This window comes from Micromonospora sp. NBC_00362 (assembly GCF_026342155.1).
In the GTDB taxonomy this organism is placed as follows: Bacteria; Actinomycetota; Actinomycetes; order Mycobacteriales; family Micromonosporaceae; genus Micromonospora; species Micromonospora hortensis.
In genome coordinates this window covers 1,217,393-1,240,943 of record NZ_JAPENH010000001.1, presented here as the reverse complement: position 1 = coordinate 1,240,943, position 23,551 = coordinate 1,217,393, and the positions used below count along the sequence as shown (strand labels likewise).

Sequence of the window (23,551 nt, the reverse complement as noted above, 5' to 3'; positions counted from 1 at the left end):
GTGATCCCCGCCGCCCCCGGTCACCGACATCGGCGGGGGAGGAGTTGGCAGTGGACGTGGACGAGATACTCACCGGCCTGTACAGCGAGGAGGGCAGACAGGACCCGTACCCGTGGTACGCGGACCTGCACCGGCTCGGCCCGATCAGCGCGGTGCCGTCGCGCGCCGAGCACCGGACGGTGGCCGCCGTCGCTGTCGGCTACGACCTCGTCGACGGGTTGCTGCGCGATCCGGAGTGGACGAAACAGCCGCCGCCGGGCTGGGAGGCGCAGGAGATCCTGCGGACCTTCCAAACCTCGATGATGTTCGTCAACCCGCCCGATCACACTCGGATGCGGCACGTCTTCTCCCGTACCTTCACGCCGCGCCGGCTCGGCGCGCTGGAACCGGTGATCCTGCGGGTGGTCGACGAACTGCTGGACCGGATGGCGGACGCCGGGGAGGGCGTAGTCGACTTCGTGGCCGACTTCGCATACCCGATCCCGGCCCTGGTGATGGCCGAGTTCATCGGCATCCCGGCCGCCGAGTTGCAGTGGTACCGCGAGCGGGTGGAGTGGATCGACGAGTTCCTGGACGTGGCGGGGAAGACCCCGCAGCGGCTCGCCGCTGCCAACACCGCCGCGCGGGAGTTGCGGGCCTTCTACCGGGAGCTGCTCGGGCACCGCCGCCGGGTGCCCGGGGACGACCTGCTCAGCGCGTTGGTCGAGGCGCTCGACTCCGGGGAGGTGGAGCTGACCGAGGAGGAGCTGGTCAGCAACCTGATCGTGCTGTTCAACGCCAGCTTCGTCACCACCGTCTACATGTTCAGCAACGGGCTGCCGTTGCTGCTGGCCCACCCGGAGACCGTCGCGGCGCTGCCCACCGACGCCACGCTGGCGCAGGGTTGCGTCGACGAGGTGCTGCGGTTGGCGAGCCCTGTGCACTTCCTGGCCCGCGCCGCGCCGGCCGACACCGTGCTGCACGGCGTGCCGGTCGCCACTGACGACAACGTGCTCATCATGATCGGGGCCGCCAACCGCGACCCGGCCCGCTTCCCGGCGCCGGACACCTTCGACCCGACCCGTTCCGGCCCCCCGCCGCTGGCCTTCGGGGTGGGCCCGCACTTCTGCCTCGGCGCGGCGGTGTCGCGGTTGGAGGGCCGCCTCGCGCTGCCCCGGCTGTTCGCCCGGTTCCCCGCGCTGACGGTCACCGAGACGCCGACGTACAGCGGCAGCCTGTTTCTGCGCGGCATCGACACGTTGCTGGTCAGCACCGGTGGATAGGAGCGACATGGCAGTGCACCCGGAGGTGGCGGCCTACCGGGCGGCCCGTGCCGCGGCCGGCACCCCGCCGCTGTACGCACAGACCCTGTCCGAGGCGCGCGCCGCGGACCTGGCCGCGATCCGCGCCGGCAGCGGCGCGGTCGAGCCGGTGGCCGAGGTACGCGACGAGCGGATCCCCGGGCCCGCCGGTGAGCTGCGGCTGCGGGTGTACCGGCCGACGGGTTCGGGTCCGCTGCCCACAGTGCTGTACTTCTTCGGCGGCGGCTGGACGCTCGGCAGCATCGACACCGCCGACGGCATCTGCCGGCGCCTGGCCAACGCGGTGCCCTGTCAGGTGATCACCGTCGGCTACCGCCTCGCCCCGGAGCACCCCTTCCCGGCGGCGGTGCACGACTGCCACGCCGCCACCTCGTGGATCGCCAGGCACGCCGAGGAGCTGGGCGTGGACCCGACCCGGCTGGCGGTGGGGGGCGACAGTGCCGGCGGGAACCTGGCCGCCGCGGTCACCCTGCTCAGCCGTGGCGACGGGCCGCCGCTCGCCGCGCAGCTGCTGGTCTATCCGAACACCGACCAGAGCGGCGAACCGGCCGGGGACGACGACCCGGCGCTGTTCAACAGCCGTTCGGTCGCCTGGTACCGGAGGCTCTACCTGGCCGACCCGGCGCACGCCAAGAATCCGCTGGCCTCGCCGCTGCTCTCCGACGACCTGTCCGGGTTGCCGCCGGCGCTGGTGATCACCGCCGAACTGGATCCCCTGTGCGGCGAGGGACAGCGGTACGCCGAGCGGTTGCGCGACGCCGGTGTGTCCACCCGGTTGGAGCACTACCCGGGCATGATCCACGGATTCTTCGCCATGCCGGGCACCTTCACCGACGGGCGGCGCGCGCAGGAAAGCGCCGCGGCCTTCCTCCGCGAGCGCTTCGGGCTCCCGGCCAGGCCGAGCGGGGTGCGTGAGCCGGCCGAGCCGGATGCCGCGACGGGCCCGGGCGATGGGTGAGCGGGTGTTGGCCGACCTGCCGGCCGTGGCGCTCGCCGACTACGCCGAGCGCGCCCGGGCCGTGCTGCCGCCGGACGTGTGGGACTACCTGGCCGGCGGCAGCGCGTCGGAGGTGACCCTCGCCGCGAACCGTCGCGCGCTGGACCGGGTCGCGGTGCTGCCCCGGGTGCTGCGCGGGGTGGACACCGTCGACCTCGGCACCCACCTGCTCGGCCGTCGGTACGCCATGCCGGTCGGGGTGGCGCCGATGGCGTACCAGCGGTTGGTGCACCCGGACGGAGAGCTGGGTCTGGCGGCGGCGGCCGGCGCGGCCGGAATCCCGTACCTGGCCAGCACGCTGGGCAGCACCCCCATCGAACAGGTCACCGGGGCCGGCGCGGACGTCTGGTTCCAGCTCTACTGGCTGCGCGACCGGGCGCTCGTCCGCGACCTGCTGGACCGGGTCGTCGCGGCCGGGTGCCGGGCGCTGGTGGTCACGGTGGACGTCCCGGTGCTCGGCCGACGTCCCCGGGACCTGCGCAACGCGTTCCGGCTGCCGGCCGAGGTGGTCGCCGCGAACCTTCCCGACGGTCGCGACGCGCTGGCGCACTCCGGTGCCCCCGGGGTGTCCGCGATCGCCGCGCACACCGCCGCGTCGTTCGCGCCAGCGCTGCGCTGGGCCGACCTGGCGTGGCTGCGCGAGCAGGTCGACCTGCCGCTGGTGGTCAAGGGGCTGCTGGACCCGCGCGACGCGACCGAGGCGGTACGGGTCGGCGCGGACGCGGTGGTCGTCTCCAACCACGGCGGGCGGCAACTGGACGGCTCACCGGCGAGCGTCACCATGCTGCCGGAGGTTGTCGACGCGGTCGGGGACGACTGCCAGGTGCTGCTGGACAGCGGCATCCGGTGCGGCACCGACGTGCTGCGGGCGCTGGCGTTGGGCGCGGCCGGGGTGCTGGTCGGCCGGCCGCTGCTCTGGGCCCTCGCCGCCGGTGGCGAACCGGCCGCCCGGGACGCGTTGGGGCTGCTCGTCGCCGAGTTGACCGATGCGCTCACCCTGGCCGGCTGCGCCGACGTGGTGGCGGCCGGCGAGCTGCGCACCCTCGGGGTGGGCTGAGGGGTGAGCGCCCCCGAACCGGTCGACCTGACCGTCGCCGACCTGCACCCCGCGCTGGGCGATCCGGCGCTGACCTCGATGAACTTCCTCAACGAGGTGTCCGAGCGCTACCCGGCGGCGGTGTCCCTCGCGGCCGGACGGCCATACGAGGAGTTCTTCGACCTCGCGGCGGTGCACCGGCACCTGGACACCTTCCACCGGCACCTCCTCGACGACCTGGGGCACCGACCCGAGCAGGCCCGGCGGCTGCTGCTGCAGTACGGCCGGACCAAGGGCATCGTGCACCACCTGATCGCCCGCAACCTCGCGGTCGACGAGGGGATCACCGTCGACCCGGAGGACGTGGTGGTGACCGTCGGCTGCCAGGAGGCCATGTTCCTGGTGCTGCGGGCGTTGCGGGCCGGGCCGACCGATGTGCTGCTCGCTGTCGCCCCGACCTACGTCGGGCTGACCGGGGCGGCACGGCTGGTGGACCTGCCGGTGTGGCCGGTCGCCGGTGGGTCAGCCGGGGTCGACCTCGCCGACCTGGCCACCCAGGTGCACCGCGTCCGGGCGGCGGGGCTGCGTCCACGCGCCTGCTACCTCATGCCGGACTTCGCCAACCCCTCCGGGGTCAGCATCGACACCGCCGACCGCCAACGGCTGCTGGACCTGGCCGGGCAGGAGGACCTGCTGCTGCTGGAGGACAACCCGTACGGCCTGTTCCACAGCGACGACGGACCACGCCCGCCCACCCTGAAGGCGTTGGACACCGGCCGGCGGGTCGTCTACCTCGGCTCGTTCGCCAAGACCGTGCTCCCCGGCGCACGGGTGGGTTACGTCGTCGCCGACCAGCGGGTTGCCGGCCCGGACGGGCGGGTCGGCCCGCTCGCCGACCAACTCGCCATGATCAAGAGCATGGTCACCGTCAACACGTCGCCGATCGCGCAGGCGGTGATCGGCGGCCGGCTGCTGGAGCACGGATGCAGCCTGGTGGCCGCGAACACCCGGGAGCGGTCCGCGTACACACGGAATCTGCGCCACCTGGTGGCCGGGCTCACCCGGCGCTTTCCCGATCAGCCGGACCGGCCGGACCGACCCGCGGTGCGGTGGACGGTGCCGGCCGGCGGGTTCTTCGTGGTGGTGACAGTGCCGTTCCCGGTCGACGACGCGCTGCTGGACCGCTCGGGGCGCGACTACGGGGTGCTGTGGACGCCGATGGCGCACTTCTACGACGACACCGCGCCGGTCCACGCGTTGCGGTTGTCGGTCAGCGCTGTCACACCGGAACAGATCGACCTCGGGCTGGATCGGCTCGCGGCGCTGATCACCGACGAGGTGGCGCGCCGGGCGGGTTGACACACCGCGTTCATCGGATGGCAATGCGCGACGACCCGCGTGCCGCCGTCCTGGTTGGACGGTCATAATAAACCGCATGGTTGCCTGGGAGTACGCCCTGCTCGTCCGTCGCTATCAGGGACAGGGCCGCAATTTTCACGTCTCGTTCGTCTGGTACGCCCCGGACGGGTCACGCAAGGACATCACCGCCTACGGCGACACCGCCATCGCGCACCTCAACCGCGCCGGCCGGGAGGGGTGGGAGCTGGTGTCCGCCGCCGAGGACGTCAACAACGTCCAGGGCAGCACCGAGGTCCACCGCTACCACCTGAAGCGCCCGATGGACTGAGGACCCCCCCGCCCCCCGCGTCGATCATGGGATCGTGGTGGTGGACGACAGTCGTGCACCAGCCCGGATCGGGCACCACAACTCCATGATCGACGCGGTCGAGGGGCTAGCTCAGGTCGATACCGGGGTAGAGGGGGTACGTGGCCAGCAGATCGGTGGCCTGCCGGGCCACCTTGTCGGCCAGGCCGGCGTCCAGGTTGTACTTCGCCTTCGACGGGGTGCCGTCGGCGTTGGCGCCGGCGGTGGTCTGGGTCAGCACGGTGTGGATCAGCTCGGCGGTCTGGTCCATCTCGGCGGTGCCCAGGCCCCGAGTGGTCAGCGCCGGGGTGCCGATCCGGATGCCCGACGTGTACCAGGCGCCGTTCGGGTCCTGCGGGACCGAGTTGCGGTTGGTGACGATGCCCGAGTCGAGCAGGGCCTGCTCGGCCTGCCGGCCGGTGAGCCCGTAGCCGGACACGTCGATCAGCACCAGGTGGTTGTCGGTGCCGCCGGTGACCAGCGTGGCGCCCCGGCTCAGCAGCCCCTCGGCGAGCGCCTGCGCGTTGTCGACGATCCGCTGGGCGTAGTCGGCGAAGTCGGGCCGGCGGGCCTCGGCGAGCGCGACCGCCTTGGCCGCCATCACGTGCGGCAGCGGGCCGCCGAGCACCATCGGGCAGCCCCGGTCCACCTGGTCGGCCAACTCCGGCTGGCAGAGCACCATGCCGCCGCGCGGGCCGCGCAACGACTTGTGCGTGGTGGTCGTGACGATGTGCGCGTGCGGCACCGGGTCGAAGTCGCCGGTGAACACCTTGCCGGCCACCAGGCCCGCGAAGTGCGCCATGTCGACCATGAAGGTGGCGCCGACCGAGTCGGCGATCTCGCGCAGGATCCGGAAGTTCACCTTCCGGGGGTACGCCGAGTAGCCGCCCACCAGGATCAGCGGCTTGAACTCGCGGGCGGCCTCGGCCAGCCGGTCGTAGTCGATCAGGCCGGTCGCCGGGTCGGTGCCGTAGCTGCGCTGGTCGAACATCTTGCCGGAGATGTTCGGCCGGAAGCCGTGGGTGAGGTGGCCGCCGGCGTCCAGCGACATGCCGAGCATCCGCTGGTTGCCCAGTTCGCGGCGCAGCGCGAACCAGTCGGCCTCGGTGAGGTCGTTGACCTGGCGGACCTGGGCCTTCTTCAGCGCGGGAGATTCCACCCGGTCGGCCAGCACCGCCCAGAAGGCGACCAGGTTGGCGTCGATGCCCGAGTGCGGCTGCACGTACGCGTGTGCGGCGCCGAACAGCTCCCGGGCGTGCTCGGCGGCGAGCGCCTCGACGGTGTCGACGTTCTGGCAGCCGGCGTAGAAGCGGCGGCCGACGGTGCCCTCGGCGTACTTGTCGCTGAACCAGTTGCCCATGGCCAGCAGGGTCGCCGGGGAGGCGTAATTTTCGCTGGCGATCAGCTTGAGCGACTCCCGCTGGTCGGTCAGCTCGGCGCCGATGGCGTCGGCGACCCGCGGCTCGACAGCCCGGATCACCTCAAGGGCACTCCGGAATGCGGTGGATTCGGCGTTGCGGGACATGCGACCTCCAACAGACGTGCGGGAAGGCCCAGGCGCTCGGCAAACGTCCACGTGACGAGGCCGCTCCCCGATGGTTCTCCATCCCCACGCGCCAGTAACGGCCCGGAAGGATCCTACCGGGCCGGAACCGGCCGTTCGGGCCGCCCTCCGGGAGGCGACCCCGCCAACGTGATTGGGCGGTGCGTCGCGGGGCACACGGTAGGAGACCACCGCACCGTCACGGGTGCGGTCAGGGTTCGTACAGAAGGAGTCGAGAACATGACCACACCCACCTCCGACCGGCCGCTCGCCCTGGTGACCGGCGCCTCCAGCGGAATCGGGTACGAGCTCGCGGCGCAGTTCGTCGAGCACGGCTTCGACCTGGTGATCGCGGCCGAGGACGACGGCATCGAGGCGGCCGCGCAGAAGCTGCGCCGCGACGGGGGCCCGCAGGTCTGGTCGGTCCGCGTCGACCTGGCCCGCGAGCAGGGCGTGACGGAACTCGTGGCCGCCGTCACCGCGACCGGACGGCCGCTGGACGCGCTGGCGCTCAACGCCGGTCGGGGCGCCGGTGGCGCCTTCGTCGGCGGCACGGACCTCGCCGACGAGCTGGAGATCGTCGACCTGAACGTGCGATCGACGGTGCACCTGGCGAAGCGGCTGTTGCCCGGGATGGTCGAGCGGGGCGCGGGCCGGGTCCTCTTCACCTCGTCGATCGCCTCCACCATGCCGGGGCCGTTCCAGGCGGTCTACAACGCGTCGAAGTCGTTCGTGCAGTCCTTCGCCGAGGCGCTGCGCAACGAGCTGAAGGACACCGGCGTCACGGTGACCTCGCTGATGCCCGGGCCGACCGACACGGAGTTCTTCGACCGGGCCGACATGGAGGACACCCGGGTGGGCTCGGGCAAGAAGGACGACCCGGCAAAGGTCGCCGAGCAGGGCTTCGAGGCGATGATGAGGGGTGATCAGACGATCACCGCCGGCTCGCTGATGAACAAGGTGCAGACGGCCGCCGGCAAGATCATTCCGGACAAGCTCAAGTCCGAGCAGCACCGCAGGATGGCCGAGCCGGGATCGGGCACCTGACCCGTGACGCACGACGAAGGGCCCGGCACGGTGCCGGGCCCTTCGGTGTGAGCGGGTGCCTCAGGCCGTCACCGCATCGAGCGCCTTCTTGATCGCCTTCGGCGCGGTGGGGGTCCGCGGCGCGTCCGCGCGCAAGGCGATCATCTTCTCGCCGATCTCCTGGAGCTGCTTGCGGCCCAGCGCGTCGCGGACCTTGGGGAACCACTCCTGCTCTTCCTCCTCGACGTGGTGGGTGACGTTCTCGATCAGCACCGTCGTCTTGGCGTTGAACCGCTCGTCGTCGGCGTCCATGCTGGCCAGCTCGGCGCAGAGCACATCGGCGACGTGGTGTTCCTCGTACGACTCGAGGATGTCGTCCTCGAGGTCGGGCAGCAACCGGCGAACCTCCGGATACATCACCTCGTTCTCCAGGTAGGTGTGCACGGTCAGTGCCTCCAGGATCTGGTCCACCAGCTTCTGCCGCTGGCTCGCCGGCCCCTCCTCGGCGTCCTGGAAGGCCTTGAACAGGCGGCGCATTTCCTTGTGGTCCTCTTTGAGCAGGACGATGGCATCGGTCGACACCGGTATGACCTCCCTGAAGAGTCTCGGCTGGTGGAGTTCCGGTACCCCGACGCCGATTGCGGAAACAGGTGAAACCGCCTCAGACCATCGCCAGGGTGCGGGGGATCTCGTCGAGCAACTCCCGAGCCAGAAAGCCGATCCGGCCGTAGCGCGGAATCAGCCGCTGGCCGCTCACCGAGTGCGCGAACGAGCCCCAGCAGGCCGCCTGCGCCGGGTCGGCGCCCCGCGACAGCAGCCCCGCCAGCAACCCGGCGAGCACGTCCCCGCTGCCGGAGGTGCCCAGCCCGGCGTCGCCGCTCTCCTCCCGCCAACCTCGCCCGTCCGGGGCGGCCACGTGCCCGTACAGCGACACGACCGCCTCGTACCGCGCGGCCAACTCGGCCGCCTCGGCGTCCAGGTCGTCGCCCGGCTCCCGCCCGAGCAGGTGCCCGGCCTCGGTCACGTTGGGGGTGAGCACCACGGGCCGACCCGAGCCGACCAGCAGGTCCGGTGCGTGGCTGAGCGCACCCAGGGCGTACGCGTCGAGTACCAGCGACGTGTCCGGACGGGCCGCCTCCAGAACCAGGCCCAGCAGGCGGTTGGTCTCGTCGATCGCCTTCAGACCGGGGCCGACCGCCACCACGTCGGCCTGCGCGACCAGGTCGCCGAGCTGCCCGTCGCGATCCGCGGCCACCGCGCCGTCGGAGGTCTCCGGCAACCCGATCACCAGCGCCTCGGGCACCTGGATGCTCAGCGCGGCCGCGGTGGACTCGGCGGCGGCCAACTGGAGCACCCCGGCACCGGCGCGCAGCGCGGCCACCCCGGCGAGCAGCACCGCGCCCGGCGTGAAGCGGGAACCGCCGACCACCAGCACCGTGCCCCGGCTCTCCTTTCCCCCGACCGGCACCGGCAGCGCCCAGTCCCGCAACAACGCCGGGGTGATCACCTTCACCTCAGACCGGCTCGGCATGGATCTCGTCCTCCCTGGTCGGCTGGGCGCCCTGCTGACGCAGGTGCGCGACATCGTTGAAGGCGGTGAGGGCCAGGCGGTCCTCGCCGTCCGCCGACCACTCGGTGATCGAACAGTTGGCGATCACGTCCTGCCGGGTCAGCGCCATCAGCTCGTCCTCGGTCAACCCCTCCAGCAGATAGCGAAGCAGGAAGACCAGCGCGTCGTGGCCGAAGAGCAGCACCCGACAACCCTCGTGGTCGCGGCGCAGGTCGCCCAGCAGCGTCCGCAGCCGCAACGCCACGTCCGTCCAGGACTCCCCGCCCGGCGGCCGGTAGTAGAACTTGCCCAACCGCTCCCGGCGCTCGGCCTCGTCCGGGTACCGTCGGCGCACCCCGTGCCCGGTCAGCCCGTCCAGGACGCCCAGCTCCCGGTCGCGCAGCCGCTCGTCGCGGTGCACGGGAATGTCGGTGCCGGCCAGCGCCAGCCGCGAGGTCTGCACCGCGCGCAGGTACGGCGACACCACCGCCACGTCCGGTCGCCTCGCGTCCGGAAGCTCGGCCAGCCAACGGCCGGTCGCCCGAGCCTGCTCCTCGCCGGTCGGGGAGAGTGGCACGTCGGCGTCGCGGTGGGTGAGGTCGATCAGCTCCGCGCCCGACGCCTCGGCGTGCGTCGCCGCGACGTTCGCGGTGCTCTCGCCGTGCCGGACGATCCACAGGGTTGCCAGTTCCGCCATGCGGCCCCCCTACCCGGCACGAGCGTCCGGTAATCGGACCGCCGTCCGCCGCCTAGCGGCGGCTCTGCCAGGGACGCAGCCCTGCCTGGAGCGTCGACTCGTCGCGTCGGCGGAAGAGGTACGTGAAGGACTGGGCGGCGAGGGCCAGGAGTACCGCTCCCGTCCAGCCCCAGGGGACCATCGGAGCGGAGTGGCGTACCGCGAGGACGCCCAGCACCGGCGCGGCGGCGACGAAGACGGACAGCGCGGTTGTGCTGACGGTTTGTCGAAAGCGCGCCGAGATGGCGAAGGTCGACCTGTCGTAGACGAGCAGAGCGGCGCCGAAGAGGGCCGCGGCCGCCACTGCCACGCCCACCGAGGAGGTGATCTTCGCGAAGGTGACAGGTAGGGCGATGAGGAAGGGGAAGACACCGCCGAACTCCGACAGCACGTTGCCCCATTTGGTGTACCTGCCGAAGCTGTTGGTTCGCAGCCGGGCCAGCTCACCGGAGGTGTTGGCATAGATGATCAGCGACGCGGTGGTGGCCAGGGCCGAGCACATCAGCAGCACCCGGACCCCATCGGGATAGTTCGGGGAGGCGAACGACAGGCCGAGCACGAACGCGATCGAGGCGAGGATGCCGCTGGAGAAGGCGATCCCGGCGGCGCTCTCGTCGGACTGCAGGGCCGCGAAGTCCTCCTTCTCGAATCGGGACAGCTCCAGGGCCGGCCCGGCGGGCAGGTTCACCAGTCCGGTGATGACGTTCTGCTCGCTGGCCAGCAGGGTGGCGATCTGCGACGACGCGGCAACCGGGATCAGATAGCGCTCGTCGGCGTCGACGTACTCGACCCGTGACTTGTGCTGGCAGTAGTAGCGGTCGCGTCCCGGGCCGAAGTAGTCCGGCACGATGGTGCGCACAACGAACCCGCGAGACAGTAGGAGCCCGAGCATGGCCAGGTTCTCCGGGCTGGTCACCGTGGAGATGGTCGGGTGGGGCTGCACCCCGAACGCCCGCGCCCGGGCCACGAAGTCGTCGAGCAGTGCCGCACCCACACCGGTGCGCCGCCGATCCGGGTGCACCCCGAGCCCACTCAGGTAGAGGTGATGGGCGCTCGGCAACTCGTACTGGAGGAAGCCGACGATCTCCGTGCCGGCGCGGACCACCCGGACGTGCCCGGCCGCGACGCCGTTCTCGATCTCGCTCGGCGCCGCTGGCTCGTACGCCGGGTCGCCGGGCGGGAAACAGAGCGCGTCGAGGGCGAGCAGGGCGGGGATGTCCTCGGTCGACGCGTCGTCGATCCGGACGGTGGCTGCCCCGCCCGATCCGGTCTTCTGCTGGCGCACGACGCCATCCTGCCCGACCGGGTCAAGGAGTGCGATCGACGCCGGTCGGTGCCCGGGCGGCCGTCGGGTTCGGGACAGCGCAGCGACACCTCGATGGGGAACAATGTCCGCTGATCGCGGTTCGTGCGCTGCTGATCACCCGGCCGCCGCGTACTCTCGGGGCGTGGCCACGGCGGCGGAGGAGATCCAGGTGGGGGAGCGGCTCGTCCGCGTCTCCAGCCCCGACAAGCCGTACTTTCCCGAGCGCGGGCTGACCAAGCTGGACGTTGTCCGCTACTTCCTGGCGGTGGGCGACGGCATCCTGCGGGCGTTGCGGGATCGGCCGACCATGCTGGAACGCTGGCCGCGCGGTGTCTTCGAGGGCGCGACGATCGCTACCCGCCAGACCAACAGGGGCGACGCGTTCTACCAGAAGCGGCTGCCGGCCGGCGCGCCCGAGTGGGTACGGACCGCGCACATCACCTTCCCCAGTGGCCGTACCGCCGACGAGGTCGCGCCGAGCGAGTTGGCAGTGGTCATCTGGGCGGCCAACCTGGGCACACTGCGGTTCCACCCGTGGCCGGTCACCGCCGCCGACGTGGAACGTCCCGACCAGCTGCGCATCGACCTGGACCCGATGCCCGGCGTGGGCTTCGACCAGGTGGTGCCGGTGGCGCACGAGGTGCGGGCGTTCCTCGCCGAGCTGGGCATGACCGGCTACCCGAAGACCACCGGCGGTCGCGGGCTGCACGTCTACCTGTCGATCGAGCCGCTGTGGAGCTTCGGTGAGTGCCGCCGGGCGGTGCTCGCGCTGGGTCGGGAGATGCAGCGCCGGTTGCCGGACCTGGTCACCACCACCTGGTGGCGCGAGCAGCGGGACCGGCCGGTCTTCGTCGACTACAACCAGATGGCCCGCGACCACACGGTGACCTCGGCGTACTCGATCCGGCCGACGCCGGCCGCGCTGGTGTCCGCGCCGCTGGACTGGTCGGAGCTGGACCAGGTCCGTCCGGAGGAGTTCGACGTGCTCAGCATGCCGGCCCGGTTCGCCGAGCGCGGCGACCCGCACGCCGGCCTGGACGGTGACCGGCACTCGCTGGAACCGCTGCTGGAGCTGGCCGACCGCGACGGGCTGGAGGCCCCGCCGGAGCGCTGAGCCCGGCGCTCACGCCCAGGGGCTGCCGGCCCCGTCGAACTCCTCGAAGACCAGCCAGGTGCGGGTGGACAGCACCCCGGGAATGCTCTGCACCCGGCCCAGCACCACGTCGCGCAGCGCGGCGTTGTCCGGGGCGCGCACCAGCGCGAGCACGTCGTGGTCACCGCCGAGCAGCGCCGCGTGCTCGATGTAGCGCACCCGGGCCAGCTCGGCCGACACCTCCCGCCAGGTGTTCTGCTCGATGGTCAGGGCGATGTACGCCGAGGTGCCCAGCCCGGCCGCCTCGGGTGCCACCTGGGCCCGGAACCCGGTGATCACGCCGTCGCGGAGCAACCGCTCCACCCGCGCGTACGCGTTGGTGCGGGAGATGTGGATCCGTTCGGCGAGGGTGCGCACCGACGTCCGACCGTCGCGGACCAGCTCGTCGAGGATCCGCCGGTCGACCTCGTCCAGGGCTCGGGCCGATCGTCCCGATCCCGCGCCCCGGCTTGCTTCGTCGGCGGTCTCCTGGCTCACTGCTCGGCCCTCCGCATGCCAACCGTCCCGCCTTCCGTGTCGATCTTGAGTCAATCATCCACAAGCGGAAGCATAGGCTCACCACACGTCCCAGGAGGTTCCGCCGTGACGACCACTCCCCAGGCGGTCCGCAGGGCATCCCCGCGCGCCCGTCGAACGGTCACCCCGCCCGACCCGGCGCGCTCGTTGCTGCCAGACGCCGAGCCGGTCCGCCTGCTCGCCGAGAACGGCACGCCGCTGCCCGCCCGCGCCGACTACCCCGAACCACCCGCCGAGGTGCTGCGCGAGCTGTACCGCCGGATGGTGCTCGGCCGCCGCTTCGACACCCAGGCGACCGCCCTGACCAAGCAGGGCCGGCTCGCCGTCTACCCCTCCTCGCGGGGTCAGGAGGCGTGCCAGGTCGGCGCGGTCCTCGCGGTCCGCGACTCCGACTGGGTCTTCCCCACGTACCGCGAGTCGATGGCGCTGGTTGCCCGAGGCATCGACCCGGTCGAGGTGCTCACCCTGCTGCGCGGCGACTGGCACTGCGGCTACGACCCGACCGAGGTCCACACCGCGCCGCAGTGCACCCCCCTCGCCACCCAGTGCGTGCACGCCGCCGGGCTGGCGCACGGTGAGGCGTACCAGGGTCGCGACACCGTGGCGCTGGCCTTCATCGGCGACGGCGCCACCAGCGAGGGCGACTTCCACGAGGGGATCAACTTCGCCGCCGTGTTCAAGGCGCCGGTGGTCTTCTTCGTGCAGAACAACAAGTACGCCATCAGCGTCCCGCTGTCGCGGCAGACCGCCGCGCCGTCGCTGGCCTACAAGGGCGTCGGCTACGGCGTACCCAGCGAGCAGGTCGACGGCAACGACCCCGTCGCGGTGCTCGCCGTGCTCACCCGCGCGGTCGCCCACGCCCGGGCCGGCAAGGGACCGTTCCTGGTCGAGGCGCACACCTACCGGATGGAGCCGCACACCAACGCCGACGACGCCACCCGCTACCGCGACGGTGCCGAGGTCGACGCCTGGCGGGACCGGGACCCCGTCGCCCGCCTGGAGACCTACCTGCGCGCCCGCGGTGTGCTCGACGACGCGGCGGTCGCCGAGATCGCCGAGCAGGCCGAGGCGTACGCGGCGGACCTGCGGACCCGGATGAACGAACAGCCCACCGTCGACCCGCTGAGCCTCTTCGACCACGTCTACGCCGAGCCCACCCCGCAGCTGATCGAACAGCGTGAGCAGGTCCGCGCCGAACTGGCCGCCGCCCACGCCGAGGAGGGTGACGCCTGATGGCCACCACCATGGCGAAGGCGCTCAACACCGCGCTCGCCGACGCGCTCGCCGCCGACGACCGGGTCGTCGTCTTCGGTGAGGACGTCGGCGCGCTCGGCGGCGTCTTCCGGATCACCGACGGCCTCCAGGCCCGCTTCGGCGAGAACCGCTGCTTCGACACCCCCCTCGCCGAGGCCGGCATCGTCGGCTTCGCCGTCGGCATGGCCATGTCCGGCCTGCGCCCGGTGGTCGAGATGCAGTTCGACGCGTTCGCGTACCCGGCCTTCGAGCAGATCGCCTCGCACGTGGCGAAGCTGCGCAACCGCACCCGGGGCGCGCTGAGCGTGCCGATCGTCATCCGCGTGCCGTACGCGGGCGGGATCGGCGGAGTCGAGCACCACTGCGACTCGTCCGAGGCGTACTACGCGCACACCCCCGGGCTGAAGGTGGTCACCCCGGCGACCGTCGACGACGCGTACTCGCTGCTGCGCGAGGCGATCGAGGACCCCGACCCGGTGGTCTTCATGGAGCCCAAGAAGCTCTACTTCGCCAGCGCCGAGGCGTCTCTGCCGATCCGCAACGAGCCGTTCGGCCGGGCTGTCGTGCGCCGGCCCGGACGCGACGCCACCCTCGTGGCGTACGGGCCGGCGGTGCCGGTCGCCCTGGAGGCCGCCGAGGCCGCCCGGGAGGAGGGGTGGGACCTGGAGGTCGTCGACGTGCGCACCATCGTGCCGTTCGACGACGAGACCATCACCGCCTCGGTCCGCCGTACCGGCCGGTGCGTGGTGATCCAGGAGGCGCCCGGCTTCGCGGGCGTCGGCGCGGAGATCGCCGCCCGGGTGCAGGAGCGCTGCTTCCACGCGCTGCACGCCCCGGTGCTGCGGGTCGCCGGCCTGGACATCCCGTACCCGGCGCCGATGCTGGAGCACACCCACCTGCCCGGCGTGGACCGGGTGCTCGACGCGGTGGCCCGCCTCCAGTGGGACGACCAGCCGGACGCGCGTTGGGTGGCGGCATGACCATCGTCGAACGGACGCAGGTCTTCCTCCTACCCGACCTGGGCGAGGGGCTGAGCGAGGCCGAGATCGTCGAGTGGCGGGTCGCCGTGGGCGACGTGGTCACCGTCGACCAGAGCGTGGTCGAGGTGGAGACCGCCAAGGCCGTCGTCGACGTGCCCTGCCCGTACGCCGGGCGGGTTGTCACCCTGCACGGCGCGGCCGGTGAGGTACGCCCGGTCGGCCAGCCGTTGATCACCATCGCGCCGCTGGACGGGGGCGACGAGCCCGCCGGGCACGCCACCTACCGCGAGGAGGAGCGCGCCGGCTCCGGCAACGTGCTGATCGGGTACGGCACCGGCCACGGCTCCGCCACCCGCCGTCGGCGTCGGCCCCGACTGGCGGTGGCCCCCGAACCGGCCGACCTCGGCCCGACCAGCGCGGCTGCCGGCGGCGCGGCTGCGGCGTCCGGCGACCCGGCACCGCCTGCTGCCGCCCTGGTCATCTCACCGATCGTGCGGCGGCTGGCCCGTGAGCACGGCGTCGACCTCGACACGGTGCGGGGCACCGGACCCGGGGGTGTGATCCGCCGCGCCGACGTGGAGGCCGCGATGACCGCGCCCGCCGCCCGGCTCGCCGCCGTGCCGGACCCGCAGGTCGGGTCGGCCCCGGTCGCGGACGGCGACGTCATCGTCCCGCTGACCGGTGTCCGCAAGGTGATCGCCGACAAGCTCTCCCGCAGCCGGCGGGAGATCCCGGAGGTGACCATCTGGGTCGACGTGGACGCCACCGGGCTGCTGGAGACCCGCGCCGCGATCAACGCCGCGACACCCGACGCGCCGGTGAGCATCCTGGCCCTGCTGGCCCGGATCTGCCTCAGCGGACTGCGCCGGTTCCCGCAGCTCAACGCCCGGGTCGACACCGAGGCGCAACGCATCGTCCAGTCCGCCGGGGTGCACCTCGGCATCGCCGCGCAGACCGACCGGGGGCTCCTGGTGCCGGTGCTGCGCGACGCCCAGCGGCTCACCACCGCCGAGCTGGCCGCCGAACTGGCGGCGACCACCGCCGCCGCGCGGGCCGGCAGCCTGCCCCCGGCCCGGCTGACCGGTGGCACCTTCACGCTGAACAACTACGGGGTGTTCGGCGTCGACGGCTCCACGCCGATCATCAACCACCCCGAGGCGGCCCTGCTCGGGGTCGGGCGGATCGTGGACAAGCCGTGGGTGGTCGACGGGCAGCTCGCCGTCCGCAAGGTGACGCAGCTCAGCCTCACCTTCGACCACCGGGTCTGCGACGGCGGGGTGGCCGGCGGCTTCCTGCGGCACGTCGCCGACTGCGTGGAGCGACCGGCTCTGCTGATCGCCGCCGTCTGACGCGTACCCCCTCGGCCCCGGCGCCGCCCGTGCGGCGCCGGGGCCGGCGCACGTCCGGGGTTCCCCGCGGCGGTGTCGTCGGGCCGGCGATTCCCGGCGGCCTCACCGGGCCGGGTTTCCCGGCGGCGTCACCGGGAAGTCGGCCCCGCCGGAGCGCACCGAACGCGTCGAAGGGAGCCCGCCCATGGCCGTGGCGAACGAGCTGCTACTGAACTCGGTCCGGGTACGACGGCCCGCCTCGGCCGGCGCGCCGCTGTACTGCGACGCGCTGGAGTACGGGCTCACCGGTGACGGCGCGACAAACGACCAGCCGGCGCTGGCCGCGCTCGTGGACCGCCTCGGCGCCGGGTACGCCTCGGACGGACGGGCCCGGGTCATCTACTGCCCGCCGGGCATCTACTCGATCCGGGACGCGGGCACTGTGTGGCGCAGCGGTGTGTCGCTGATCGGTGCCGGCCCGGCGGCGACCCGGTTCATGCTCAGCAACGAGGGCAACCGGGCCGACCCCACCCCGTTGGCCTTCTGGACCACAGTGCAGCACGGCGCCGACCGGGACCGGCACATCGCCGACTGCACCTTCTCCGACTTCCAGATCGACGGCTCCGGCGTCGCCATGGCCGAGTACAACTACCTGGCCAAGGGCCTCGGCATCCAGTACATGGTGCGGGGCGTCTTCCGCAACCTCTACATCCACCACACCGCCGCCACCGGGCTGGGCTGCGACTTCCTCCAGGACTCCCTGATCGACGGCGTGGTGGTGGTCGGCTGTGGCCGACTGGACAACGGCGAGCAGATGGGCGGCGCCGGCATCGGGATCGGCATCGGCGGCTGGGGGACGGTGGAGCGGCTGACCATCGCCAACTGCACCGCCCTGGCCAACGGCACCAACGGCATCTTCCTGGAGCTGCAGAAGGACTACTGGCCGCCGCCGCGCGGCTACCGCATCATCGGCTGCCACAGCCAGGGCAACCGCTTCGGCATCTCCGACTGGGGCGCCGACGGTCTGATCGTCTCCGCCTGCACCATGACCGGAAACCTGGAGACCGGCTTCGACGTGTCCGCGCAGGGCACCTCGTCGGTCGCCGGCCGAGGCGGGCTGCTCACCGACTGCGTCATCGACGGCAACATGTGCGACGGGGTCAGCATCGGCAACAGCCCCGGCCCGTACACCGTCCGGGGCAACCGGATCAGCGGCAACGGCCGGCACGGCTATCACTCGCACGACCTCGGGCGCGGTTACCGGGGCTCGATCCGGGACGTGGTGATCGAGAGCAACGAGTTCTGGGGCAACGGCCTCGACGCGATCCGGATCGACCACCAGATGACCGACGCGGTGGTCCTGAACAACCGGATCCGCAACAACGGACGGCAGTACGGCGAGGGCACCGGCGGTACCGGCGACGCCGTCCGTTACAGCGAGCGGTGCCTGGTCGACAGGTCGGCCAACTGGCCGCACGACGGGCACCGGGGCAAGGTCCTGCGGGTCGGGAAGGCAGTGGCCATGGTCGCCTCCAACACCGGCGACGAACTCACCCTCGCCCCGGTCCGCCCGGACGCGTTCAGCGCGTGGAGCGGGGACGTGCCACCGCCGGGATGCGGATACGAGTTGGCCGCCGCGCCGAAGCTGCGGGCCGGGATCACCATCGACGCGCCGTTCGACTCGGCCACCATCCGAGGTAACCGGGTCTGGGACAACCACGACAACCCGACCCAGACACACGGGTTGTGGATCACCGAGCGGGGCAGCTGCGTGGACTGCCGGGTCGAGGACAACGACCTGGCCGGCAACGCCGACGAGGGGATGCGACTGGACACCCCGCCGGTGGGCGGACGGTGGCGGGACAACCACGTGGACAGCGACTGGAGCTGACCGGCCGCCGTCCGTGATGCCCCGGCGATGGTGCCGGCGAGATCTGGAGCTGAACGACATGCGGCGGCGGCCGGAAGGATCCGGCCGCCGCCACTGTCATGGTTGAGCTGATCAGCCGGCCAGACCCGCCACCGGGGTCGGGTCGAGCACCACGGTCGCCGAAGCGGACTGGGCGGGTACGCCCGGGTCGGTCGGCGCGTCGGTGTACTCCGCGACGAACACTGCGGTCAGGTTGTCCGCGCCGCTGTGTCCACCGTCGAGGAAGGTGGGAATGGTCCCGGAGCAACCCGTCGAGGTGGAGAGCGGGTGCCCGTGCTCATCGTGCCCGAGCACGTAGGTGACCTTCACCCGGGAGCAGTCCACCGGCAGGTCGTCGGTGACCTTCACCTCGTACGCGACCGTCTGCCCGAACTGGAACGGCTGCCCGGCCTCCGGGGTGACGAACTCGACGATCGGCGCGGTCGGCCCGACCACCAGCGGCAGGGACGCCGAGGCGGACCGTCCGGTGCGGTCGGTGACCTTCAACGTCGGCGTGTACGAGCCGTTCTCCGGGAACGTCCAGCTCGCGTTCGGAGCCGTGCTGTCCACCGAGCCGTCCGCGTTGAAGTCCCACGCGTAGCTGAGCTTGTCGCCGTCTGGGTCGGTCGTGCCGGCGCTGGAGAACGCGACGGTCAGCGGGGCCTGCCCGACGGTCGGGGTGCCACTGATCTTCGGGATCGGCGTCCGGTTGCCCCGGACGAAGTCGATCCGGGACAGCTGGGCGTCCGGGTTCTCGGCGAAGTAGCCGTCGCCGTACTCCAGGACGTAGAGCGCGCCGTCCGGGCCGAACTCCATGTCCATCGGGTTGTCCACCACCAGCGACGGCGCCACCGGACGGATGTCCGTCACGTCACCGTCGGAGTCGAGGCGGAACTCCTTGATGTAGTCGCGGGACCACTCGTAGAACAGCGGCACCCCGTCGTAGTAGGCCGGCCAGCGGGTGCGCGACGTGCTGGTCCCGTCGTACTCGTACGCCGGGCCACCCATCGGAGAGATGCCGCCGGTGCCCAGCTGCGGGAACTCGGCCGAGGGGGCGGCCGCGTACCAGACCTCCGGCTGCTCGACCGGCGGCAGTACGCGCTTGCCGGTGTTGTTCGGCGAGTCGTTGACCGGGCGCTTGCAGTTGAACTTGGCGCCGGACTCGCCGGTGGCGAAGTCGTAGTCGCGGTAGGCGATCGTCGGCGTCACGCAGTACGGCCAGCCGTAGTTGGCCGGCTTGTCGACGAGCATCCACCGGCCGTGCCCGGCCGGCCCGCGCTCCGGGTTCGGGTTGGAGGCGTCCGGGGAGTAGTCGCCCACGTACACGTTGTCGGTACGCCTGTCGACGGCGAACCGGAACGCGTTGCGCAGCCCCATCGCGTAGATCTCCGGGCGGGTCTGCGCCGTGCCCGGCTTGAACAGGTTGCCGGCCGGCACCGTGTAACCACCACCGGCCTTCACCTTGATCCGCAGCAGCTTGCCGCGCAGGTCGTTGGTGTTGGCCGAGGTGCGCTGGGCGTCGTACGCCGGGTGGCGGTCGGCCCGCTCGTCGATCGGGATGTAGCCGTCGGAGGCGAACGGGTTGGTGTCGTCACCGGTCGACAGGTACAGGTTGCCCTTGCTGTCGAAGTCGATCTGGCCGCCGACGTGGCAGCAGATGCCCCGGTCGGTGGGCACGTCGATGATCTGCTGCTCGCTGGCGAGGTTCAGCTTCATCCCGTCCAGCTTGAACCGGGACAGCCGCAGCGCGCCCTTGAACCGCTGCCAGTCCGCCTCGGTGCCGGTCTCCGGCGCGTCCCCCTCGTTGACACCCGGGGTCGCCGGGTCGTCCACCGGAGTGTCCATCGGCGGCGAGTAGTAGAGGTACACCCACTTGTTCTGGGCGAAGTTCGGGTCGATGGCGACGCCCTGCAACCCCTCCTCGTCGTGCTCGTACACCGGAATGTCGGCGGCGAGGGTGTTCAGCCCGGTGCGCGGGTCGTGGATGCGGACCTCACCGGTGCGGGAGGTGTGCAGCACGCGCAGGTCGGGCAGGACGGCGAGGCTCATCGGCTCGCCCGGGAAGTCGTTCAGTGTCACTTTCTGGAAGCTGCTGTCCGGCGGCGCGGCTGGCGCTGCGGACGCTGCCGACTGTGGTACGACCAGACCGGCCGTCACCAACAGCAGGGCGGACGCGAATGCGGTCCTATTCATCAGGTGAGTCCCCCGGGGTGGTTTCAGTACCGAAGTGAAGCGAGATAGTCGAAGCCGACGCGAGCGGTGTCCAGGGCGTCGGCGGGGGAGCGGGGCGCGGTGCCCGCGTCGTCACGCTCCACGATGTACTCCTCGATGCCGGCCTCCCGCTCGTGGGCGAAGATGCGGCCGAAATCGATGACGCCGTCGCCGAGGTCGGCGAAACCACCCTCGACGTCGAGGTCCTTGACGTGCACCTGGCGGATCCGACCGCGGTTGGCCCGGATCACGTCGATCGGGTCATGGGCGCCCCGCCAGGTCCAGTAGAGGTCGAGCTCGAAGTGGACCAGCCGGGAATCGGTCTGCGAGCTGAGGATGTCGAACCCGGTCGAGCCGCCGGTCAGCGGCACGAACTCGAGTTGGTGGTTGTGGTAGCCGAAGTCCAACCCCGCGCGTTCGGCGAGCCGACCGGCGCGGTTCAGGTCCCGGGCCAGGGCACGGTAGACGGCGGGGTCCCGGATCGGCTGACCGCTCGCGTCCCGACCGAAGTACGGGTGGACGATCTTCTTGCAGCCCACCACGTTGGCGTCGGCGAGAGCCTGCTCCCAGGTGGCCGCGTCGAACGGCTGCGGGATGCCGACGTGACCGGAGGTGGAACGCAGCCCGGCCTCGTCGAGCGCGGCCCGGAACTGTGCGGCGGTGCGTCCGACGAAACCGGCGTGCTCCACTCGCCGGTAGCCGATCCGACGCAGCGCGTCCAGGGTGCCGGGCAGATCGGCGGCGAGCTGATCACGCAGCGTGTAGAGCTGAATGCTGATCCGGTCCACCGGCACCCGGCGGCGGCCCTGGGCCTGCCCGGTGGATGCGGCGGGCGCGGCGACGGCAGTGCCGCCGAGTAGCCCGGCGGCGCCGACAGCGGCCGCGGAGACGGTCGCGGCGCGCAGCACTCCACGCCGGCTGACCGGCTCGGACGCCGGTGTCGGCCCCGGTCGGTTGAGTTGTTGATCCATGGTGGTGGTCCCTTCCTGACGGCTGGTACGCCGTCGGCGGCGGTCGACCTGACTGCCGTCCGCCGGGCGCGCCGAACCGGCCGGAGGCGGGCTCCGGCTGGACGGTGAGGACGGCGCGGGTGCGGCCCGGACCCATCGGGAGCGGAACGCGGCGACCCGGCAGAGGTGGCGGCAAGTTGATCGACGAATGGGCAACCCTCTATCTAGATCGAGACCTTACCCTTGCCTCCGGACGAAGGCAAAGCTTTGTCGCGTTCGCCGGAAGTTTCGCTTCAACTGACAAAAGTCCGCCCACGAGGTGCGCCACCCGGCCTGACCTTCTACTTCCCGTGCCCACCGCGCCGCGCGCGTTCCGCCCGGCCCGCCCCGGGGCGTGATCCACTCGGGTTCCTGGACGTCGCGGCGTCAGGGCGACCGGGATGCCACGACATCCGTGAAGGCGACTCGATCATGAAGCGGGGCCGACAGTGCCGCCGTCCCCCGCCAACCGGACAGTCGACGTTGCGTCGCTCAAGCGGAGCAAAGCGCATGACACAGGTCGGTTGAACCCCTGTTCCGGCCAAGCGGAGCATTGTCGGAAAATGCGTCGATAAATGCGCCGCCGATTATTTCTGAATGGCGCTAATGGCCCGCTGAAGCGGGCAAGAATGTGGCGGAGGGAAGTCGAAAACGGGGGGACTGAACATGACGTCTAGGCGGCGATTGACGCTGTTGGCGGTAACCATCGCGGCGGCACCACTCGTCCTGGGTGCGTGCACCGCCGACCGGGGTTCGGCGACCGGCTCGGCCAAGAAGCACGCCGCCCCACCGGAGCTCGCTGTGACGCCGGGGGACAAGGCCCGCGACGTCCCGGTCAGCGCCGAGGTGGGCACCGTGGTCACAGGCGGGCGGGTCACCGGCGTACGCCTCACCGACGACAAGGGCAAGCAGGTCAACGCCGAGCCTCGCGAGGACGGCTCCGGCTGGGTGCCGAGCGCCCCGCTGCTACCACGACGGACCTACACCGCCGAGGTGACAGCGACCGGTGACTCCGGCGCCACCACCACGCGCACCACCACGTTCACGACGATGGCCAAATCGACCAAACCGCAGATCACCAGCACTCTCTATTTCAACGGCAATCGGACGTACGGCACGGCGATGCCGGTAACGGTGGCGTTCGACCCAGGAATTCCGAAAGAGGCCAGAGCGGATGTCCAGCGGCGGTTGTTCGTAAAGACGAATCCGCCACAACCGGGTGCCTGGTCGTGGCTTGAGGATGGAAGTCAGGTCTATTACCGGGCCCCCGATTTCTGGAAGCCCGGGACCACGATCAGTGTCCGGGCCGGTCTGGAGGGTCTGCCGATCGGAAAGAAGCTGGTCGGCGACGCCGAGCGGACCGCGACGTCCAAGATCGGACGGCAGGTCTCACTGGAGATCGACAACGCCACCAAGCAGATGACGGTGCTGCGCGACGGCAAGCAGGTCCGCCGGATCCCGGTGAGCCTGGGTAAGTCGAGTACGCCGAGTTCCAGCGGCAAGATGGTGATCATGGAGAAGCACGAGCGGGTCACCTTCGACACCCGGGGTGAGCCGGACGGTGGCTACGTGGTCGACGTCGACGACGCCCAGCGCTACACCTGGGGCGGCGAGTTCATCCACTCCGCCCCCTGGTCGGAGGGGGACCAGGGCAACACCAACGTCTCGCACGGTTGCGCGAACGTCTCCGCCACCGCCGCCGACTGGTTGATGGGGGTGACGCAGGTTGGTGACCTGGTCACCGTCAAGGGCACCGAGGTGGAGCTACAGCCGGGCAACGGCTGGACCGCGTGGAACGTGAGCTGGGACGAGTTCGCCCGGGGCAGCGCCCTGCCGGTGCCGCCCGGGCTCAAGCCCGCTCCGGTCGCCCCGGCCCACCCGGGCGCGGTGGCCGGCGGCTCGCCCGCACCGGCGCCCTCGGTCAGCGGCCGCTGAGACACCACTGACGGCAGGACAGGGCCGGCCCGCCACCACGGCGGACCGGCCCCGTCGCCGCCCCGGCCATCACCCCA

The 23,551-nt window shown here is 71.7% G+C and carries 20 protein-coding genes and 1 riboswitch; of the genes, 12 read left to right on the top strand and 8 right to left on the bottom strand.

The genetic code is table 11. The features are described 5' to 3' along the window. Window positions 1-50: 50 nt before the first annotated feature. From OG992_RS05560 to OG992_RS05540, 5 genes are all read left to right on the top strand, one after another. Window positions 51-1,262 (top strand): cytochrome P450, encoded by a 1,212-nt coding sequence (locus OG992_RS05560; protein WP_266302578.1) that lies wholly within the window; start codon window positions 51-53, stop codon window positions 1,260-1,262. 7 nt (window positions 1,263-1,269) lie between these two features. Continuing rightward, window positions 1,270-2,259 (top strand): alpha/beta hydrolase, encoded by a 990-nt coding sequence (locus OG992_RS05555; RefSeq protein ID WP_238685756.1) that lies wholly within the window; start codon window positions 1,270-1,272, stop codon window positions 2,257-2,259. Beyond that, window positions 2,252-3,355 carry an alpha-hydroxy acid oxidase gene (locus tag OG992_RS05550; protein WP_238685974.1) on the top strand — a complete coding sequence of 368 codons (1,104 nt, stop codon included), beginning with the start codon at window positions 2,252-2,254 and terminating at the stop codon, window positions 3,353-3,355. The genes OG992_RS05555 and OG992_RS05550 overlap by 8 nt, the downstream gene beginning before the upstream one ends. Window positions 3,356-3,358: 3 nt before the next feature. Continuing rightward, window positions 3,359-4,693 carry a PLP-dependent aminotransferase family protein gene (locus OG992_RS05545; RefSeq protein WP_238685755.1) on the top strand — a complete coding sequence of 445 codons (1,335 nt, stop codon included), beginning with the start codon at window positions 3,359-3,361 and terminating at the stop codon, window positions 4,691-4,693. Between the two features lie 67 nt (window positions 4,694-4,760). Further along, the gene (locus OG992_RS05540; RefSeq protein ID WP_238685973.1) at window positions 4,761-5,021 is read left to right on the top strand and encodes a hypothetical protein; all 261 of its coding nucleotides are present in this window, start codon (window positions 4,761-4,763) and stop codon (window positions 5,019-5,021) included. Between the two features lie 106 nt (window positions 5,022-5,127). Here the strand turns inward: OG992_RS05540 and OG992_RS05535 are convergent, their stop codons facing one another. Further along, a complete protein-coding gene (locus OG992_RS05535) occupies window positions 5,128-6,564 on the bottom strand; it encodes a glycine hydroxymethyltransferase (RefSeq protein WP_238685754.1) in 1,437 nt (478 codons plus the stop codon). A 19-nt stretch (window positions 6,565-6,583) separates the two neighbouring features. Then, a riboswitch (ZMP/ZTP riboswitch) is annotated at window positions 6,584-6,673 on the bottom strand. Window positions 6,674-6,822: 149 nt separating this feature from the next. Here OG992_RS05535 and OG992_RS05530 point away from each other — a divergent pair. After that, window positions 6,823-7,629 carry an SDR family oxidoreductase gene (locus OG992_RS05530; RefSeq protein WP_266302577.1) on the top strand — a complete coding sequence of 269 codons (807 nt, stop codon included), beginning with the start codon at window positions 6,823-6,825 and terminating at the stop codon, window positions 7,627-7,629. A 60-nt stretch (window positions 7,630-7,689) separates the two neighbouring features. Here OG992_RS05530 and OG992_RS05525 read toward each other — a convergent pair whose 3' ends face one another. The 4 genes from OG992_RS05525 to OG992_RS05510 all read right to left on the bottom strand — a co-directional run bounded on the left by OG992_RS05525 (window position 7,690) and on the right by OG992_RS05510 (window position 11,178). Then, window positions 7,690-8,190 carry a hemerythrin domain-containing protein gene (locus OG992_RS05525; protein ID WP_238685752.1) on the bottom strand — a complete coding sequence of 167 codons (501 nt, stop codon included), beginning with the start codon at window positions 8,188-8,190 and terminating at the stop codon, window positions 7,690-7,692. Between the two features lie 79 nt (window positions 8,191-8,269). Next, window positions 8,270-9,139 carry an NAD(P)H-hydrate dehydratase gene (locus OG992_RS05520; RefSeq protein WP_238685751.1) on the bottom strand — a complete coding sequence of 290 codons (870 nt, stop codon included), beginning with the start codon at window positions 9,137-9,139 and terminating at the stop codon, window positions 8,270-8,272. Next, a complete protein-coding gene (locus OG992_RS05515; protein ID WP_238685750.1) occupies window positions 9,123-9,854 on the bottom strand; it encodes a histidine phosphatase family protein in 732 nt (243 codons plus the stop codon). Before OG992_RS05515 ends, OG992_RS05520 begins: the two co-directional genes overlap by 17 nt. A 52-nt stretch (window positions 9,855-9,906) precedes the next feature. Next, complete coding sequence (locus tag OG992_RS05510; RefSeq protein ID WP_266302576.1) at window positions 9,907-11,178, bottom strand: GNAT family N-acetyltransferase; 1,272 nt, start codon at window positions 11,176-11,178, stop codon at window positions 9,907-9,909. 163 nt (window positions 11,179-11,341) lie between these two features. Between OG992_RS05510 and OG992_RS05505 the strand changes: the two genes are divergently transcribed. Further along, window positions 11,342-12,313 (top strand): DNA polymerase domain-containing protein, encoded by a 972-nt coding sequence (locus tag OG992_RS05505; RefSeq protein WP_266302575.1) that lies wholly within the window; start codon window positions 11,342-11,344, stop codon window positions 12,311-12,313. A 9-nt stretch (window positions 12,314-12,322) separates the two neighbouring features. On the opposite strand, the gene OG992_RS05500 is transcribed toward OG992_RS05505, so the two are convergent. Further along, complete coding sequence (locus tag OG992_RS05500; RefSeq protein ID WP_238685747.1) at window positions 12,323-12,829, bottom strand: Lrp/AsnC family transcriptional regulator; 507 nt, start codon at window positions 12,827-12,829, stop codon at window positions 12,323-12,325. Window positions 12,830-12,901: 72 nt separating this feature from the next. Here OG992_RS05500 and pdhA point away from each other — a divergent pair, with 72 nt between their 5' ends. From pdhA to OG992_RS05480, 4 genes are all read left to right on the top strand, one after another. After that, the gene (pdhA, locus tag OG992_RS05495; protein ID WP_266305157.1) at window positions 12,902-14,101 is read left to right on the top strand and encodes a pyruvate dehydrogenase (acetyl-transferring) E1 component subunit alpha; all 1,200 of its coding nucleotides are present in this window, start codon (window positions 12,902-12,904) and stop codon (window positions 14,099-14,101) included. After that, entirely contained in the window at window positions 14,098-15,102 is a 1,005-nt protein-coding gene (locus OG992_RS05490; RefSeq protein ID WP_266305156.1) for an alpha-ketoacid dehydrogenase subunit beta, read from the top strand. Before pdhA ends, OG992_RS05490 begins: the two co-directional genes overlap by 4 nt. Then, window positions 15,087-16,451 carry a dihydrolipoamide acetyltransferase family protein gene (locus tag OG992_RS05485; protein WP_238685971.1) on the top strand — a complete coding sequence of 455 codons (1,365 nt, stop codon included), beginning with the start codon at window positions 15,087-15,089 and terminating at the stop codon, window positions 16,449-16,451. The genes OG992_RS05490 and OG992_RS05485 overlap by 16 nt, the downstream gene beginning before the upstream one ends. A gap of 184 nt (window positions 16,452-16,635) precedes the next feature. Continuing rightward, window positions 16,636-18,321: a right-handed parallel beta-helix repeat-containing protein gene (locus OG992_RS05480; RefSeq protein ID WP_238685746.1), complete on the top strand. Its 1,686-nt coding sequence runs from the start codon at window positions 16,636-16,638 to the stop codon at window positions 18,319-18,321. Window positions 18,322-18,432: 111 nt separating this feature from the next. Here the strand turns inward: OG992_RS05480 and OG992_RS05475 are convergent, their stop codons facing one another. Then, complete coding sequence (locus OG992_RS05475) at window positions 18,433-20,532, bottom strand: PQQ-dependent sugar dehydrogenase (protein ID WP_238685745.1); 2,100 nt, start codon at window positions 20,530-20,532, stop codon at window positions 18,433-18,435. Window positions 20,533-20,555: 23 nt separating this feature from the next. Further along, window positions 20,556-21,521: a sugar phosphate isomerase/epimerase gene (locus tag OG992_RS05470; protein ID WP_238685744.1), complete on the bottom strand. Its 966-nt coding sequence runs from the start codon at window positions 21,519-21,521 to the stop codon at window positions 20,556-20,558. 684 nt (window positions 21,522-22,205) lie between these two features. On the opposite strand from OG992_RS05470, the gene OG992_RS05465 reads away from it, so the two are divergent. Then, the gene (locus OG992_RS05465; RefSeq protein WP_238685743.1) at window positions 22,206-23,474 is read left to right on the top strand and encodes an Ig-like domain-containing protein; all 1,269 of its coding nucleotides are present in this window, start codon (window positions 22,206-22,208) and stop codon (window positions 23,472-23,474) included. Window positions 23,475-23,551: the final 77 nt, after the last annotated feature.

Bases quoted from the DNA above. Each gene is read 5' to 3' on its own strand.
- OG992_RS05555 (WP_238685756.1), top strand. From the start codon at position 1,270: ATGGCAGTGCACCCGGAGGTGGCGGCCTACCGGGCGGCCCGTGCCGCG.
- OG992_RS05550 (WP_238685974.1), top strand. From the start codon at position 2,252: ATGGGTGAGCGGGTGTTGGCCGACCTGCCGGCCGTGGCGCTCGCCGAC.
- OG992_RS05535 (WP_238685754.1), bottom strand. From the start codon at position 6,564: ATGTCCCGCAACGCCGAATCCACCGCATTCCGGAGTGCCCTTGAGGTG.
- OG992_RS05530 (WP_266302577.1), top strand. From the start codon at position 6,823: ATGACCACACCCACCTCCGACCGGCCGCTCGCCCTGGTGACCGGCGCC.
- OG992_RS05520 (WP_238685751.1), bottom strand. From the start codon at position 9,139: ATGCCGAGCCGGTCTGAGGTGAAGGTGATCACCCCGGCGTTGTTGCGG.
- OG992_RS05515 (WP_238685750.1), bottom strand. From the start codon at position 9,854: ATGGCGGAACTGGCAACCCTGTGGATCGTCCGGCACGGCGAGAGCACC.
- OG992_RS05480 (WP_238685746.1), top strand. From the start codon at position 16,636: ATGGCCGTGGCGAACGAGCTGCTACTGAACTCGGTCCGGGTACGACGG.
- OG992_RS05475 (WP_238685745.1), bottom strand. From the start codon at position 20,532: ATGAATAGGACCGCATTCGCGTCCGCCCTGCTGTTGGTGACGGCCGGT.
- OG992_RS05470 (WP_238685744.1), bottom strand. From the start codon at position 21,521: ATGGATCAACAACTCAACCGACCGGGGCCGACACCGGCGTCCGAGCCG.
- OG992_RS05465 (WP_238685743.1), top strand. From the start codon at position 22,206: ATGACGTCTAGGCGGCGATTGACGCTGTTGGCGGTAACCATCGCGGCG.